The organism is Erythrobacter fulvus (assembly GCF_028595285.1).
In the GTDB taxonomy this organism is placed as follows: domain Bacteria; phylum Pseudomonadota; class Alphaproteobacteria; order Sphingomonadales; family Sphingomonadaceae; genus Erythrobacter; species Erythrobacter fulvus.
Map to the genome: position 1 here is coordinate 1 of NZ_JAQQXQ010000013.1, position 14,369 is coordinate 14,369.

General features: G+C 64.1%; 12 protein-coding genes. 6 read left to right on the forward strand and 6 right to left on the reverse strand.

What is annotated here, in order from left to right:
- Nucleotides 1-204: 204 nt before the first annotated feature.
- On the reverse strand, nt 205-507 hold the full coding sequence (locus OIK40_RS13810; RefSeq protein ID WP_273678938.1) for a hypothetical protein: 303 nt from the start codon (nt 505-507) through the stop codon (nt 205-207).
- Nucleotides 508-821: 314 nt separating this feature from the next.
- Here OIK40_RS13810 and OIK40_RS13815 point away from each other — a divergent pair, with 314 nt between their 5' ends.
- From OIK40_RS13815 to OIK40_RS13840, 6 genes are read left to right on the forward strand one after another with little or no spacing between them, the layout of a single operon-like run.
- Nucleotides 822-989: a hypothetical protein gene (locus OIK40_RS13815; protein WP_273678939.1), complete on the forward strand. Its 168-nt coding sequence runs from the start codon at nt 822-824 to the stop codon at nt 987-989.
- Nucleotides 990-992: 3 nt separating this feature from the next.
- On the forward strand, nt 993-2,453 hold the full coding sequence (locus OIK40_RS13820) for a cytosine permease (protein ID WP_273678940.1): 1,461 nt from the start codon (nt 993-995) through the stop codon (nt 2,451-2,453).
- Entirely contained in the window at nt 2,450-3,823 is a 1,374-nt protein-coding gene (locus OIK40_RS13825; RefSeq protein ID WP_273678942.1) for a peptide MFS transporter, read from the forward strand. Before OIK40_RS13820 ends, OIK40_RS13825 begins: the two co-directional genes overlap by 4 nt.
- A 60-nt stretch (nt 3,824-3,883) precedes the next feature.
- Entirely contained in the window at nt 3,884-5,221 is a 1,338-nt protein-coding gene (locus OIK40_RS13830) for a DUF418 domain-containing protein (protein WP_273678943.1), read from the forward strand.
- Nucleotides 5,119-6,567: an MFS transporter gene (locus OIK40_RS13835; protein WP_273678944.1), complete on the forward strand. Its 1,449-nt coding sequence runs from the start codon at nt 5,119-5,121 to the stop codon at nt 6,565-6,567. The genes OIK40_RS13830 and OIK40_RS13835 overlap by 103 nt, the downstream gene beginning before the upstream one ends.
- Complete coding sequence (locus OIK40_RS13840; protein WP_273678945.1) at nt 6,564-7,910, forward strand: APC family permease; 1,347 nt, start codon at nt 6,564-6,566, stop codon at nt 7,908-7,910. The genes OIK40_RS13835 and OIK40_RS13840 overlap by 4 nt, the downstream gene beginning before the upstream one ends.
- A 488-nt stretch (nt 7,911-8,398) precedes the next feature.
- Here the strand turns inward: OIK40_RS13840 and OIK40_RS13845 are convergent, their stop codons facing one another.
- The 5 genes from OIK40_RS13845 to OIK40_RS13865 all read right to left on the reverse strand — a co-directional run bounded on the left by OIK40_RS13845 (nt 8,399) and on the right by OIK40_RS13865 (nt 14,317).
- Complete coding sequence (locus tag OIK40_RS13845; protein WP_273678946.1) at nt 8,399-9,595, reverse strand: ABC transporter permease; 1,197 nt, start codon at nt 9,593-9,595, stop codon at nt 8,399-8,401.
- Entirely contained in the window at nt 9,595-10,308 is a 714-nt protein-coding gene (locus OIK40_RS13850; protein WP_273678947.1) for an ABC transporter ATP-binding protein, read from the reverse strand. The genes OIK40_RS13845 and OIK40_RS13850 overlap by 1 nt, the downstream gene beginning before the upstream one ends.
- Nucleotides 10,308-11,624 carry an efflux RND transporter periplasmic adaptor subunit gene (locus OIK40_RS13855; protein ID WP_273678948.1) on the reverse strand — a complete coding sequence of 439 codons (1,317 nt, stop codon included), beginning with the start codon at nt 11,622-11,624 and terminating at the stop codon, nt 10,308-10,310. Before OIK40_RS13855 ends, OIK40_RS13850 begins: the two co-directional genes overlap by 1 nt.
- The gene (locus OIK40_RS13860; RefSeq protein WP_273678949.1) at nt 11,621-13,075 is read right to left on the reverse strand and encodes an efflux transporter outer membrane subunit; all 1,455 of its coding nucleotides are present in this window, start codon (nt 13,073-13,075) and stop codon (nt 11,621-11,623) included. Before OIK40_RS13860 ends, OIK40_RS13855 begins: the two co-directional genes overlap by 4 nt.
- A gap of 210 nt (nt 13,076-13,285) precedes the next feature.
- Nucleotides 13,286-14,317 (reverse strand): LacI family DNA-binding transcriptional regulator, encoded by a 1,032-nt coding sequence (locus OIK40_RS13865; protein WP_273678950.1) that lies wholly within the window; start codon nt 14,315-14,317, stop codon nt 13,286-13,288.
- Between the last annotated feature and the right edge of the window lie 52 nt (nt 14,318-14,369).

Genomic DNA, 14,369 nt, shown 5'->3' on the forward strand with positions numbered 1-14,369 from the left:
TCCGGCGCATCTGCGCCTCGCTCAACAACCAAAGCTCAGACACCCGCAGCACCTCCTCAGTGCCGCGAGTGAATCAAGGCATCGCCGCCAATGCAAGAATTTAATGGGTCCTGAGCCTAGGGATCGACGTAGAAGACGCGCTTGCTCTAGCCGAAAACACGGAAATTTGAGCAATCGGCTCCTCGTTATCCGCGAGGAGCCGACCTAGAACCGCTGATGCTTTTGTGCCGCTCGAAGGCGACGTGTCAGATGGCAGCTTTCGACCCAGAGGCGGTCGTTGACGGCCGTCACAATGAACGTCTGGTTCCACCAGAAGCTGACATACCGCTTTCGGGACTCGTATCGGCCCCGCTCATCACCGGGAATGGGTGAAGCGCTGATGCCGGTATTTAACCGGAGGGACCGGTAAGCCGCGATTGGGTGCACAAAACCTGCCTGATCGCTTTGTCCCTCGATTACGCTCGCGACCGTCTCCACGATCTTCACCAAAATGGCGATGAAAATCACCGGCTAGCGCATCAATCCGGCCGACATGCTCGCTCTGATGATCACGAGGGCAGCTACCAGCACGAATTGACGCTTTTTTGACGGTCCGTCCGGTTGACCACAGCCGTTTAATACAGGCAGCTAAGAGTCACGCGGAAAAGCCGAAATCAAACCACGCTTCACGGCGCGCCAACCACCGGGTTGGCGCGGCCGGGGAAGGTTTGGCGGATCCAATTCGGAGTAAATGAACGATGGGGTCTCGCCGTTTGGTAGGCGTGAATGTCGACGAAAATGATTAAGGCGAGTAACCGTCGAAATCGGCTCGGAGTGGGGCAATGAACCGCCCGCGGCCGACCGCCTTCGAGGGCGAGCTGGAACGGCGGCTGGCGATTCTTGCGCGGGGTGAGGACGTGGATCGTCGTCTGCCCAAAGCGGATACAGTTGCTCTTGCCACGATCACCATCGGATCCTTCGCGATGGTCCTGATTGCGCAGGCGTTCTAGCCATTGGCCGACAACCCACAGATCGAAGGCGCGCTGGCCGAAACGCTTCCGCTGCTCCCTGAGGAACGCAGCTGGTCCTTTCGCGACATGCTGGCGGTCAAGGGCGGCCTTGCGATTGCCACATGGGGATTTCTGGCTGGCGGGGCGACCGGGCAACTGGTTGGCTTTGTCGATGGCATGATGGCGCTGTTCTTCGGTACGGCGCTGGGCCTTGGTCTGTTGTTCTTCGGGTTGCTGCTTCCGGTCTACCGGACTGGCAGCGAAAGCTTCGTCTTCATGCGCAGCGCGTTCGGCCCAAGCGGCACCAGCCTGCTGGCGGTGGTGCTGGTGGTGGGCATCGTCCCGTTCAATTCCGCGATCCTCTCGATCATGGCGGGCGATGCGACGCGTGAAGTGCTGATCGGGCTCGATTTTCTTGCTCCCGGGACTGCGTGGCCGGTGGCGAAAGCAACCGCGCTTGGCGTGCTCGGCCTCAGCTGCCTGCTTGCTGCGCGCGGAAGCGACACCTTGCGGCGCTTTAATCTCGTGGTCGTGCCCTTGCTGGTGCTGCTGTCGGGCGGGCTGCTGATCGCGGTGTTGTGGCAGAGCGGGTGGCAGGCCGTCTTTTCAGCGCAGCCGCCCGCCTTGCCATTCGACCGCGCGACGCGGCTGATGCTGGCGACCGAACTCAACATTGTCGTGACCATCTCGTGGTTCGGGCTGGCCGGCAATATCATGCGCTATGGCAGCAGTGCGCGTGGGGCGATGTGGGGAACTTGGATCGGATTGGTGCCGGTTTCCCTGCTGCCTGCGCTTGCCGGGCTGGCGTCTTCGCTGGTCCTCGGATCGCCTGACCCGGCCCAGTGGATGACGCCGCTGGTCGGGCCGGTGATCGGCCTTGCGATGCTGCTGGTGCTGATCTTCGCCAATATCTCCAGCCTTACGGGGATGTTGCAGGGCAATGTGCCCACGATCGTGCAGAATTTCGGATCACGCGCGCGGAGGCTGGGCTTTGCCGGCAATGTGACGATGCTGGGGATCGGCGCCGGGCTGATCCTGCTGCTGGCGAGCGATGCTCTGTATGCGCGCTTCTATACGATGGTCGCGTTTTCCGGGGCAGTCCTTGCGCCGACGACCGGCATCCTACTGGCCGATTGGCTGGTGCTGCGACGGACAACGGTCGATATCCGCGCGCTGCACCATCCGGCGCCGGGCAGCGCATATGGATTTATCGCGGGGTTCAACCCTGCGGCGATGATCGCGCTGCTAGCAGGGTTCGTGACCTATCTCGCGCTGCTCGAACCCGTCAGCCAGACGCCCGCCGCCGGTTTTCGCTATCTCTCTGCAAGCCTGCCCTCGATGTGGCTGGCCTTCGTCGTCCATCTCGCGCTGTCGCGGTTGATCACGATCCCACGCAGGCTGGGAGGCTATTCATCTCTACCAGACGCGAAGACCGTTACCCATGACATCGAGCCCGCCGAATGACCGGGCGCACCATTCTGGGCCACCCGCGCGGGCTGTTCACCCTCGCCTCGACCGAGCTGTGGGAGCGGTTTTCCTATTACGGGATGGCCGCGCTGCTGGTGCTCTATATGGTGCAGGAATTGCTGCTGCCCGGCCATGCCGAGAATGTCTGGGGCATGGCCGCGTTTCGCGGCGCGCTCGAAGCGGTGTTCGGCCCGCTTTCAGCGCAGGCGCTGGCGAGCCAGATTTACGGCCTTTACGGGGGGCTGGTCTATTTCACGCCAATGCTCGGAGGTTGGCTCGCGGACCGTTTTTTCGGCACGCGGCGCGTGGTGCTGGGCGGCATCGCGCTGATGACAGCCGGGCACTTTGCCATGACCTTCGAGGAAACCTTCCTCATCGCGCTGGCCCTTTTGATCGCCGGTTCGGGCGCGCTCAAGGGCAATATCGCGTCGCAGGTAGGCAAGCTTTACGGGCGTGACGAAGAAGCGCAGCGTTCGCGCGGTTTCGCGATCTTCTCGACCTTCATCAACATGGGGGCGTTTGGCGGTCCGCTGGTGTCAGGCGCGCTGGCACAGACCTATGGCTGGCACATAGGGTTCGCGTTTGCGGGCTTTCTGATGCTGATTGCAATCGCGGTCTATGTAGCGGGGCGCCGGCACCTGCCCGATGATCGGCCTCGCGCGGGCGCAGCCGGGCCACGTGTACCGCTTTCGCAAGCAGATCGACGCGTATTGTGGCTGATGTTGCCGATCCTTGTCGCTGCGATGCTCGGCCACATCGCCTATTTTCAATCGCTCAATGTCGGCTTCGTCTGGATCGCGGACAGTGTCGATCTGGCCACGCCGTTGGGGAAGTTGCCGGTGCCGTGGTTCGCCTCGGTTGATCCGCTCGCCGGGATCGCGGCCATGCCGCTGCTGCTGGCATGGTGGCGCTGGCAGGCAAGGCGCGGGCGCGAGCCGGACGATATCGCCAAGATCTGCATCGGCATGATGATTATGGCCGCCGGGCTGCTGATGTTCGCGCTTGGCGCGCTGTTTGCCGATGGCGGCGAGGCGAGCGTGGCATGGCCTATGCTGGCCTATATCTGCACCGGCATCGGCTTTCTGTGGTATTGGCCGGTAACCTTGGCGTTCGTCTCGCGGCAGGCACCCCCCGCGGTCACTTCGCTGGTCGTGAGCGCGAGTTACGTGACGTTGTTCATCGCTGGACTCGCGACGGGCACGATCGGCTCGTTCTACGAGGCGCTAAGCCCGGCCCCCTTCTTCCTCCTCAACGCCGCCATACCGGCCAGCGGAGCGGTGCTGCTGTTTGCGGCCGGTCCGGTCCTCCGCCGCGCCGTTGCTGCGCCGCCGCCAATCGTGCGGCTCACCGAAGGGCAGGCCACGTGATCGAATTCCTGAAGCAACGGCACCGATGGTGCAGGAATTATTCCAATCGAAGGGGGATACATGGCAACGGCAGCACATGAAGCAGGGGTCATTGCGACCGCCCAATCAACACCGGATCAGACAAAAACCGGGCCGACAAGCGATCGCATCGTCGCGCTCGATTTCGTGCGCGGGGCAGCGCTGTTCGGCATCCTGCTAATGAACATCACCGGCTTCGGTCTGCCGCATGCCTACAGCAATCCCATGAACTGGGGCGGCGCGGAGGGGGCCAATCTGCTTGCGTGGATGATCATCCAGATCGGGTTCGAAGGCACACAGCGCGGCCTGTTCTCGATGCTGTTTGGTGCGGGCATCATCCTGTTCACGTCGCGGCTGGAAGCCAAGGGGCGGACCGATGTCGGCGACATTTACGCCCGTCGAAACCTCTGGCTGCTTGTATTCGGGATGGTGAACGGTTTTGTCCTTCTGTGGAGCGGCGACATTCTCTATTTCTATGGGCTGACCGCGCTGGTGGTGTTCCCGTTTCGTAAGCTCGGTGTGCGGGCGCTCCTGATGATCGGGATCGTCGGAATGCTGGCAAGCGCGCTCTGGAACGCGAAGGACACGGCCGACCTGATGAGCTATCACGAGGCTTACGAAGCCTCGCAGGTGGCAGGCGCCCAACTGAACCCCCAGCAGCAGGCACTCGGGGAAGAGTGGGAGGGCGCGCTCGCCGAATACGCCCCCTCGCCTGAGACGCAGCGTGACTATGTCGAGCAGCGCACGCAGAGCTACTCAGCCGCCTTCGCGCAGGTTGCCGCAGAAACGGTGCACGCGGAAAGCTGGTATTTCTATCGCTGGTTTTTCGACATCTTCAGCATGATGCTGATCGGCATGGCCTTGTTCAAGGCCGGGGTCTTCACGCTCGAGCGATCGACACGGTTCTATCTTGCGCTCGTCGTGATCGGATATGGGGTGGGCCTGACGGTTAACGTCCTCGAGACCCGGTTGATCATCGAGGGCGGCTTCGGCCTGCTGGCGATGAGCCAGTCCCAGATCACCTACGACCTTGGAAGGCTCCCGATGACGGCGGGGCATCTTGGCCTGCTGCTGCTGATTGCGCGATCGGGTATCTTCCCGCTGTTCCAGCATGCGCTCGCCAGCGTGGGACGAATGGCGTTCACCAATTACCTGACGCACTCGCTGGTCTGCGCGATCCTGTTCGTCGGGCTGGGCTATTTCGGCCAGCTTGAGCGGCACGAGCTTTACTATGTCGTCTTCACGATCTGGGCGGTCCAGCTGGTCCTCAGCCCGCTATGGCTTGGCACCTTCAAGATGGGCCCGCTCGAATGGCTGTGGCGCGGGCTGACTTATGGCGAACTGCCCAAGCTGCGGCGCGGCAAGGAGGCCGCGACATGAGCGCCGGAGCCGTCATCAGCCGCGATACGCGCCTCGCGCTCCCCGCCTTTGCTGACAGTTCGCGGCTTCGCCTGCTGCTCGGCACGCTGCTCTACCTCGCGCAGGGCTTTCCGCAGGGCATATTCTTCTACGCCATGCCCACCTGGCTCGCGGCCAACGGAGAGTCGACCGAGGTGGTGGCAATGGCTGCAGCCGCGGCGTCCCTTCCATGGAGCCTCAAGTTCATCGCCGGCCTCATGATGGACCGCTACACCTGGCTCGCCATGGGCCGCCGGAGACCCTGGCTGATCGGTTCGCAGATATGCATCATCGCCAGCCTGCTCGCCGTTTCGGTGATCTCACCGCGGCCCGAACAGACCGCGCTCGTCATCGGTTTCGTCTTCATTCTATCCTTGCTCACAGCGGTGCAGGACGTCGCTCTCGATGCGCTGGTTGTGGACCTCACGCCCGAAAACGAAATGGGGCGCATGAACGGCTTCATGTTTGGCGGCAAGGTGTTTGGCATCGCCGCCGGGATGGCCGGGACCGGTTATCTGCTCGAATACCACGGCTTTGCGAGCGCCATGATGGGAATGCTCGTGCTGTTCCTGATTCCTGCCACGGCAGCGCTCATCATCCGGGAACGCGCAGGCGAGAAGCTGCTGCCGTGGACCGGGGGACAGCGTTCGCCCGAAATCACCTTCGTGAACGACAAGCTGCTCCCCATTCTCTGGGCGGCACTGCGCAATCTTCTGCGGCCACAAGGTCTCGTCACCGTCCTGGTGATCCTGATCTACAGCGTTCATCAAAGGCTCAACGAGATGACCGATGCGCTTTTCGCGATCCGGCAGCTTGGCTGGAACCAGGCCGAGCTCGGATCGCTGATGGGCGTCTCCAACGTTGTGATGGGCCTGCTTTGCCTCACGCTCGGGGGATGGATGGTCGACCGGTTCGGGGCAAGGCGGATCGCTTTGTGGTCAGGTGTCATCGCCTTGCCCGTGATGGGCGTTTACCTGATCGACGATGCCCTGTGGGCCGATGATCGGCTGTATGTCGCGTGGTTCTTCATCAAGAACGTGCCGCTCTTTCTTTTCTATCTGGCCAATCTCGTCATCATGATGCGCGCGACAGCAAAGGAAGCCGCCGCGCTCTCCTTTGCCCTGTTCGCGGCGATCGTGCCGCTGGGATTCATGGTCGGTGCGGCTCTGCTGCCTCTGCTCGAAGACATGGGCGGATGGCAGGCGATGTTCGGCGCGAGCGCAGCGCTGGTTTTTGTCGCCGGCTTGCTGACCCTCTTGTTGAAACCTGAAACCGACCCGCAGCAACCCGACGCCGGGGCCGTCGAACTTGAAGGCAGACTCGCATGAGCACGTCAGTCCCCACTGGGCAGCTTCAAAAACGCCTCGGCCTGCCCTTTGCTATCGCCGTGTGCGTTGGCACGGTTATCGGCACCGGGATCATGCGCGCGCCCGGCGAAATCGCCAACATGGTTCCCGATCCCACAATCGTGCTGGTTCTGTGGCTGGTTGGGGGCTTCTATGTGCTGCTGTCGTGCAATGTCGCAGCGGAAATTTCCTCTGCGATCCCGCGTTCGGGCGGCCATTACATCCCGGTTCACGAAGGGCTGGGGAATTCGATGGGCTTGCTGGTCGGCTGGACGATGTGGAGCGCCTTTGTCGTGGTCAATGCGGCGCTTAGCATCGCCGCAGCCGATTTTCTGGGCACGATCTTGCCCTTTGTTGCCGATAACGCCCAATGGAGCGCGCTGGCGATCCTGCTACTGATGACTGCGCTCAACTGGTTCGGGGTCGAGGAAGGGCGCTGGGTCCAGATCGTGGGGACGGCGCTCAAGATCGGATTGCTTTTGGCAGTGGTTGTGGCCGCCTTGCTGTTTCCTCTCGAGCGCGGTGCCGAAACGGCTGTCGCCCAAAGCGTCCCGCCCGCCGAGCCGATCTCCCTCTTCACTATCCTGCTTGGCCTCCAGTTCATCGTTGCGGTTTATGACGGGTGGTACACCTCGATCTATTTCGCCGGGGAGGACAAGAATCCAGGGCGCAACATCCCGCGTTCGCTGTTTCAGGCGGCTGTCGCTGTCATGGCGATCTACCTGTTGGTTAACTGGAGCCTGATTTCGGCGCTTGATTTCGATGTCTTGCGCTCATCGCAACTCCCGATGGCCGTGGTCATCGGCCAGGTTGCAGGCGAATGGGGGGGCGTTTTCGTGGCGCTTCTGGCCACGCTGATGGCGCTGATCACGCTCAACGGATGCATCATGTCGACCCCGCGAGTGCTCTACGGGCTGGCCGAAGATGGCCTGTTCCTGAAGTCGGCATTGCAGGTCAATCGCGGTGGTACCCCGACCGTGGCCCTGGCGGTCGGCACACTTTTCTCGATCCCGTTGATCTTCACCGGGGGATACGTGTTTGCATTCCGACTGATGGGGGCGATGACGCTGTTTGCCGCCTGCCTCTATATTCTCTCCCATTTCTCTCTGCGAATCCGCCGCCCCGACATGGGGCAGCCCTACCGCGCGCGAGGGCACCCGATCCTTCCTGCGCTCGTCCTGATGATCAACCTTGCGCTCCTGATCAGTTTCGTGATCGCCGAACCGATTAGCGGGGCAATCATGGCGGGGATGATCGCGATCTGCATTCCCGTCGGTGTCCATCTCGAACGCGAAAAACGGCGGCTCGCCCCAACAACCACTTAGGCGCCTTGGCGGGTCGGCGTGTCGAAGGGTGCAGAGCCTTTCCGACAAACGCGGATCACAATTGGGCTGTCATGACGCGGTCCAATGCAAGATATTCGATTGAGAAACGCAGGCATATGCACGAAAGGCAGTTCTGGTCGTAACCGGACGTTTGATAATGCCGCTAGGAATGTCTGAAATGTCCCATACCCGGTCTTTGAGACCCTTTTTTACCGATGTCCGCTTTTGGGTGATCGGTATGCAAACCGCAAAAACCGGAACGGAGGCGCAAAGCTGATATTGCGGATGCTGCCGGTCAGAGCGTTGACGCGAGACGATCCAGTAAATCTTGTCGATCGAGTTTTCCGATCGCTTTGCGATACCATACGAAAATCAATATTTAGAGCGTGATCATCCAGTTCTCGTCTTCATCCTTTAGGGTGCGCCAGTTTTTTCCAGCACACAGTCTTCTTGCCTGCCCCGTCGGAAGGGGGCGGGGCGGATCGCCGCTATTCGTGGCGCAGGGCGTCGATCGGGTCGAGCTTCGAGGCGCGGCTCGCGGGGTAGTATCCGAACACGATCCCCATCCCGGCGGCGAACAGGAAGCTGACGATGTTGATCATCGGATCGAACACGAAGGGCACCTCGATCAGCGCGGCCAGACCGATCGAGGCGGCAAAGCCCAGCGCGATCCCCACCAGCCCGCCCAGCGCGCACAGCACCACGGCTTCGGTCAGGAACTGCAACCGCACCTCGCGCGCCAGTGCGCCGATGGCGAGGCGGATGCCGATCTCGCGGGTGCGTTCGGTGACGGATACCAGCATGATGTTCATGATCCCGATTCCGCCCACCAGCAGGCTGATCGACGCGATCACCGCCACCATCGCGGTCAGCGCGCCGGTCACCGCGCCAAGCGCCTGATTGACCTGCGCGGTGTCGATCACATTGAAGTCGTTGGGCTCGTCCCCTTGCAGCAAGCGCCGCTCGCGCAGCAGGCCTACCAGGGAATCCTGAATGACCGACGCGGCATAGGCGGCATCATATTTGACCACGAAGTAGTCGAGATTGTCGTTGCCGCGGAAGCGCCGCTGCACGGTCTTGAGCGGCATGAAGACGACATCGTCGTCATCCGCGCCGCCGCCGCCCTGCCCGCGTTCCTCCATCACCCCGATAACCTGGCACGCGACATCGCCGATCCGCATCTGGGCGCCGATGGGGCTCGAATCGGGAGGGAAGATCGCCTCGCGCACCTTCAGTCCGAGCAGGCACACGCTCTTGCCCGCCGCCTCCTCGTCGCGGGCGAAGGGGCGCCCATCGCTGATGCTGATCGACTGGGCATCGAGCAGCGCGTTGGTGCCGCCTTCGACTTTCGTGTCCCAGTCCTGCCCGTTGAAATAAGCGGTGGCGTTGGCAGAGACCGAGCCTGCGGCAATCTGCACACCGGCGATCTGCTGTTCCACCGCACGCACGTCAGCCTCGTCGAACGGGCGGATCGTGCCGCGATTGGTGCGGACGGGAAAGATGATGAAGTTGCTCGCCCCGAGCGAGGAGATCTCTTCCTGCACCGACGCGGTGACGCCGTTGCCGAGGGTCACCATCGTCACCACCGCCGCCACGCCGATGATGATGCCGAGCGTCGTCAGGATCGAGCGCAGGATGTGCCGCCGGATCTCGCGCAGGGCCAGAAGGATCGTCGTGCCAAGCATCAGGCGGGGCTGCCCTCGGTCGCCGGCGCGCCGCGCTCGATCCGCTCCACCAGCCCGTCGCGGAACCGCACGATGGTCTTGGCAAAGGCTGCCATCTCTTCCTCGTGGGTCACCATCAGGATGGTGATGCCATCGGCATTGAGGCGGCGCAAAAGCTCCATGATCTCGATCGAGCGTTCGCTGTCGAGGTTGCCGGTCGGCTCGTCGGCAAGCAGCACGTCGGGCTCGGTCACCAGCGCGCGGGCGATGGCGACGCGCTGCTGCTGGCCGCCCGAAAGTTCGGCCGGGGTGTGATCGGCCCACGGCACAAGCCCCACCTGATCGAGCGCGCGCATCGCCGCCGCCCGCCGCACCGCCTTGCTCTCGCCGCGGTACAGCAACGGCAGCTCGACATTCTCCAGCGCGGTGGTGCGCGCCAGCAGATTAAAGCCCTGGAACACGAAGCCGAGATAGCGCCGCCTAAGCAGGCTGCGCTGGTCACGATCCAGCTTCTGCACCTCGACCCCGCGAAACCGGAACACCCCGTCGGTCGGCACGTCCAGACAGCCGAGGATGTTCATCGTCGTCGACTTGCCCGAACCCGACGGGCCCATAATCGCCACGAACTCGCCGCGGTCGATCGCCAGATCGACGCCTTTGAGCGCCTGGAATGCCGCCGCCCCGCTACCGAAGGTCTTGGTAATCCCTTCAAGCTGGATCAGCGGCTCGGCCATTACTTGCGCGCCGCCTTGACGCCGGTGACGACCTTCATCCCCGCTTTCAGTTCCTTGGACGTCACCGCCGTGCGGCGCCCGTCGCTGCGCCCGGTGACCACTTCGACAGCCTTGAGCGTGCCGTCGGCCTGCAGCACCTGCACCTGCTGGCGGCTGCCCACGCCGATAGTCGCCTGCTGCTTTTCCTTTTCCAGCCCGATCTGCGGCTGGAACACGCCGCCGCCGCCTTCCTCCTGGGTGTCGGGGCGGAACCGCAGCGCGGCGTTGGGCACCAGCAGCGTGCTGCCCGTGCTCTGCGTGGCGATGGTCGCTGTCGCGGTCATGCCCGGGCGCAGCAGCCCGTCAGGGTTCTGCACCTCGAGCCGCGCTTCGTAGCTGACCACCGAGCCCGCGCCGGCGCCACCGCCGCCACTGCTGCCCGATTGCCCTTCGACCGTGTTGCGCGAAGCCAGATCGACACGTTCGAGCGTCGCGGGGAAGCGGCGACCGGGATAGGCATCGACAGTGAAGCTAGCCTTTTGCCCCGCCTTGACCTGGCCCACGTCGGCTTCGTCGATCGACACCCGCAGCTGCATTTCGGACAAGTCCTCCGCAATCACGAACAGCGTGACGGTGTTGAACGCGGCGACCACGGTCTGCCCCGGTTCGATGCGGCGGGCCAGCACCACGCCCGTCACCGGCGCGCGGATCACGGCACGGGTGCGGGTGGTGAGGTTTCCTTTGAGCGAGGCGTCGGCAGCCTCGATATTGGCTTTTGCCGAAGCCACCGCCGCCTTGTCGCGCTCCACCGCAGCCTCGGCCCGCTCAAGCTCGATCTGCGAAGGCACCCGCCCGCCCGAAATCTTGCGCACCTCCTCGAGCCGCGCAAGCTGCACCATATCGATATCGAGCGTCGCCTGCGCCTGCCCCAGCGCGGCACGCGCGGCGTTGAGATTGGCGCGCGACTGGGCGATCTGCTGGTCGATGATTTCGGTATTGATCACCGCGATCACCTGTCCCTTGGTCACCCGGTCGTTGACGTCGACCAGCACGGAATCGACCGGCCCGGTGACTTCCGCGCCGACTTCGACCTGATTGGTCGGGCGCAGGTTGCCAGTCGCGGTGACCGAAAGCGACAGCGATTCCTGCGTGACGGCCTCGGCGATGTAATCGGGTTTGGGCTTGTCGGCCGTACACTGCGCAATGGTGATCACCAGCACCAGCAGGATCAGGCCTGGCAACCAGTATTTCATCCAGCGCCGCCAGCGCGGGCGCGGCTTGGTGCCGAGGAATTCGTCGACGCTCGGCTGTTCGGCCGGATTGCTCGTATCACTCACTCGGGAAGCCCTCTTGCCGTCAGGTTATCCGGTTGCGCGCCTTCGGGCACCGCCCATCCGCCGCCCATTGCCCTTGCAAGGGCAATGAAAGCCTGCGCCCGCGCGCCCTGGGCGTTGACCTCGGCCGTGCGGGTGCTCAGCAGCTGGCTTTCCGCCACCAGCAGCCTCTGGAAATCGATCAGCCCGGCCTGATACTGGCTGCGCGCCAGCACGGCGGCGTTCTGCGCGCCGTCGCGCGCTTCGGCCAGCGCGGCGACCCGCGCCCCGCTGGTTTCCAGATCGACGCCCGCGCTTTCGACCTCCTCAAGCGCGACAAGGATACTCTGTCGCCACGCCGCAAGCGATCCGTCGGCGGCGGCCTCGGCCCCTTCGATCCGCCCGCGCACCCGCCCGCCGTCGAAAATCAGCTGGGTGAGGCTGGCGAAGATGTTGCCGGTGACGATGTCGAACAGGTTGCCGACATCGGTCGCACTGGTTCCGATCGTGCCGGACAGCCGGGCCAGCGGATAAAGCTGCGTACGCGCCACCCCGACCCGATCGAGATCGGCGGCGAGCCGGGCTTCGGCAGCGCTTACGTCTGGTCGCCGCCGCAAGGTGTCGGCCGGCACGGCCAGCGCGACCTGCGCGGGCGGGACAGGCACGGCGCGCGGCGCGTCGACCAGTGCCTGATAGACCCGCCCCGGCGGCTCTCCGGTCAGCGTCGAGATCGCGTTGGCCACCGCCGCGAGATTGCTTTCGAGCTGCGGAATGCTCGCTGCGGTCTGCGCCCGCTGGGTGCGCGCCTGTTCGACATCAAGGCTGTCGACCAGCCCTGCCTGGTTGCGCCAGCGCGCGATTTGCAGGTTGTCGTCCTGATTGGCGAGCGTGGCGCGGGCGATGGCGAGCTGCGCTGCGAGCGAGCGCGCGGTTACCACCTGCGCCGCCACCTGCGCGACGATCACCCGTTCTAGATCGCGGAGCGAATAGCCTGCCGCCGCGACGTCATTGCGTGCCGCGTCGATCGACGCGTCGATCCGGCCGAACAGATCCGCCTCCCACGCCGCATCCGCACCGAGCGAGAACAGCACGTCCTCGCTGGCAAAGTCGCCGACATCGCGCGCCGCGCCGCCGCTGGCGTTGATCGTCGGCACACGGTCGGCGCGCGCCTGGCGCAACCCGGCACGGGCAGCGCGAAGCCGTGCGACAGCCTGCGCGATATCGAGATTGTCCGTCCGGGCCTGCGCCACCAGTTCATCGACGAGCGGATCGTCGAGCATCACCCAATAGCGATCGAGCGGGATGTCGGCGCCCTCGGGCTCGGCCAGAACCCAGCGTTCGGGCAAGGGCTGAATGTCGGCCATGGCTGGCGGATCGGTAGCGAGCGAAGTGCAACCGGTCAGAGCCAGCACTGCGAGCGAAGCCGCAAGTCCGGCCCAGAACCTTGCCGCACGACAGGAAATCCCGGTCGGCACTATGTGCAGTCCTGCTGCCGGTTTTCGATCACGCCACCTGCCCCCTTTGGCCTTCGGCCACGGAAATTTCACCGGGACAACCGCGCTCCGAACGGGGGCGGAAAAGGTCCGCAGAGAAATCATGGCGTTGCTATCAGCCTGCTGGCGCCGGCACAACGCGGTTTTGTCGGGCGGCCTAGGCCACTCGTCGATGGGCAACGGCGAGACGTGTCAGATTGCACGCGGCGCACGGGCAATGCTGGGCCGCTCGATCAATTCGAGCGTGAGTTCGAGCGGCAGCTCGGCGGAAACAGCGGTATCGTCGGCGGTCTTGCGAGCGGCCATCAACCGCTCGCACGCGCCAGCGAACAGGGCTGCGACCGGCCGATGCAGTGCGGCAATCGGCGGATCGCAGGTCACAAGCTCGGGATCTTCGGCGAGCGCGATCAGCGACAGGTCGCGCGGCACCGCCAGCTTCAGCGAGCGCGCCACGTGCAGCACCGCCAGCGCGGTATCGGCACGTTCGGTGATGATCGCGGTCGGGCGGATTGTCGGCACCAGAAGGGCCCGCACCAGATCGAGCGCGGTGCAAAGACCGGGCTGGTCCTCGGCAACGAAATGGCGATGCGCACGGCTATCCCTCTCCGCCAGCGCACGGCGATACCCGGCCAGCCACCGCTCTGATCGCTGCGGGTCGCCGGGGCCCGAGATATAGCCGATCTGGCGATGTCCCAATTCGATCAGACGGCGGGCGGCGGCCTCCCCGGCGTTGCCCGATGCCGCCTCCGATCCGGGCAAGGTGGCGCGGGGAATGCCGCGGCTGTCGAGGAGTTTGCGCAGTTCGGGTGCACGATCAAGCGGGGGCAACAGGATCACGCCCTCGGGCTGCAATGCGCCGATCGTTCCGGCCAGCTTCGCCGCCGCACCCGGATCGCCTGCGGCTGCGCAAAGCGGTTCGAACAACAGGCGGTAGCCCTGCGCGCCGCATGCCGCGCTTCCGGCCAGCAGCATGCCGCCCAGTTCCTGCGCGGTGCCACTGCCGGTCTGGCTTTCGGGAAACACCGCCAGCAGCACACCGCTGCGCCCCCCACCCATGCTGCGCGCTGCGAGGCTGGGAACATAGCCGAGCGTCGCGATCGCTTCTTCGACCCGGGCCTTGGCTGAAGGGCTGACGCGCGGACTATGGTTGATCACGCGCGAGACGGTCTGGCGCGAAACGTCTGCGGCACGCGCAACGTCCTCGATGGTGATGCCTCGACCCATCTCGCGAGTTGACGACAATGTGAACGATCACGCAAGCGATTTTCCGCAATTC

Excerpts from the sequence above, each read along its gene's own strand:
- OIK40_RS13850 (WP_273678947.1), bottom strand. The coding sequence starts at position 10,308 with ATGGCCGAGCCGCTGATCCAGCTTGAAGGGATTACCAAGACCTTCGGT.
- OIK40_RS13815 (WP_273678939.1), top strand. The coding sequence starts at position 822 with ATGAACCGCCCGCGGCCGACCGCCTTCGAGGGCGAGCTGGAACGGCGG.
- OIK40_RS13840 (WP_273678945.1), top strand. The coding sequence starts at position 6,564 with ATGAGCACGTCAGTCCCCACTGGGCAGCTTCAAAAACGCCTCGGCCTG.
- OIK40_RS13830 (WP_273678943.1), top strand. The coding sequence starts at position 3,884 with ATGGCAACGGCAGCACATGAAGCAGGGGTCATTGCGACCGCCCAATCA.
- OIK40_RS13845 (WP_273678946.1), bottom strand. The coding sequence starts at position 9,595 with ATGCTTGGCACGACGATCCTTCTGGCCCTGCGCGAGATCCGGCGGCAC.
- OIK40_RS13835 (WP_273678944.1), top strand. The coding sequence starts at position 5,119 with ATGGCTTGGCACCTTCAAGATGGGCCCGCTCGAATGGCTGTGGCGCGG.
- OIK40_RS13825 (WP_273678942.1), top strand. The coding sequence starts at position 2,450 with ATGACCGGGCGCACCATTCTGGGCCACCCGCGCGGGCTGTTCACCCTC.
- OIK40_RS13865 (WP_273678950.1), bottom strand. The coding sequence starts at position 14,317 with ATGGGTCGAGGCATCACCATCGAGGACGTTGCGCGTGCCGCAGACGTT.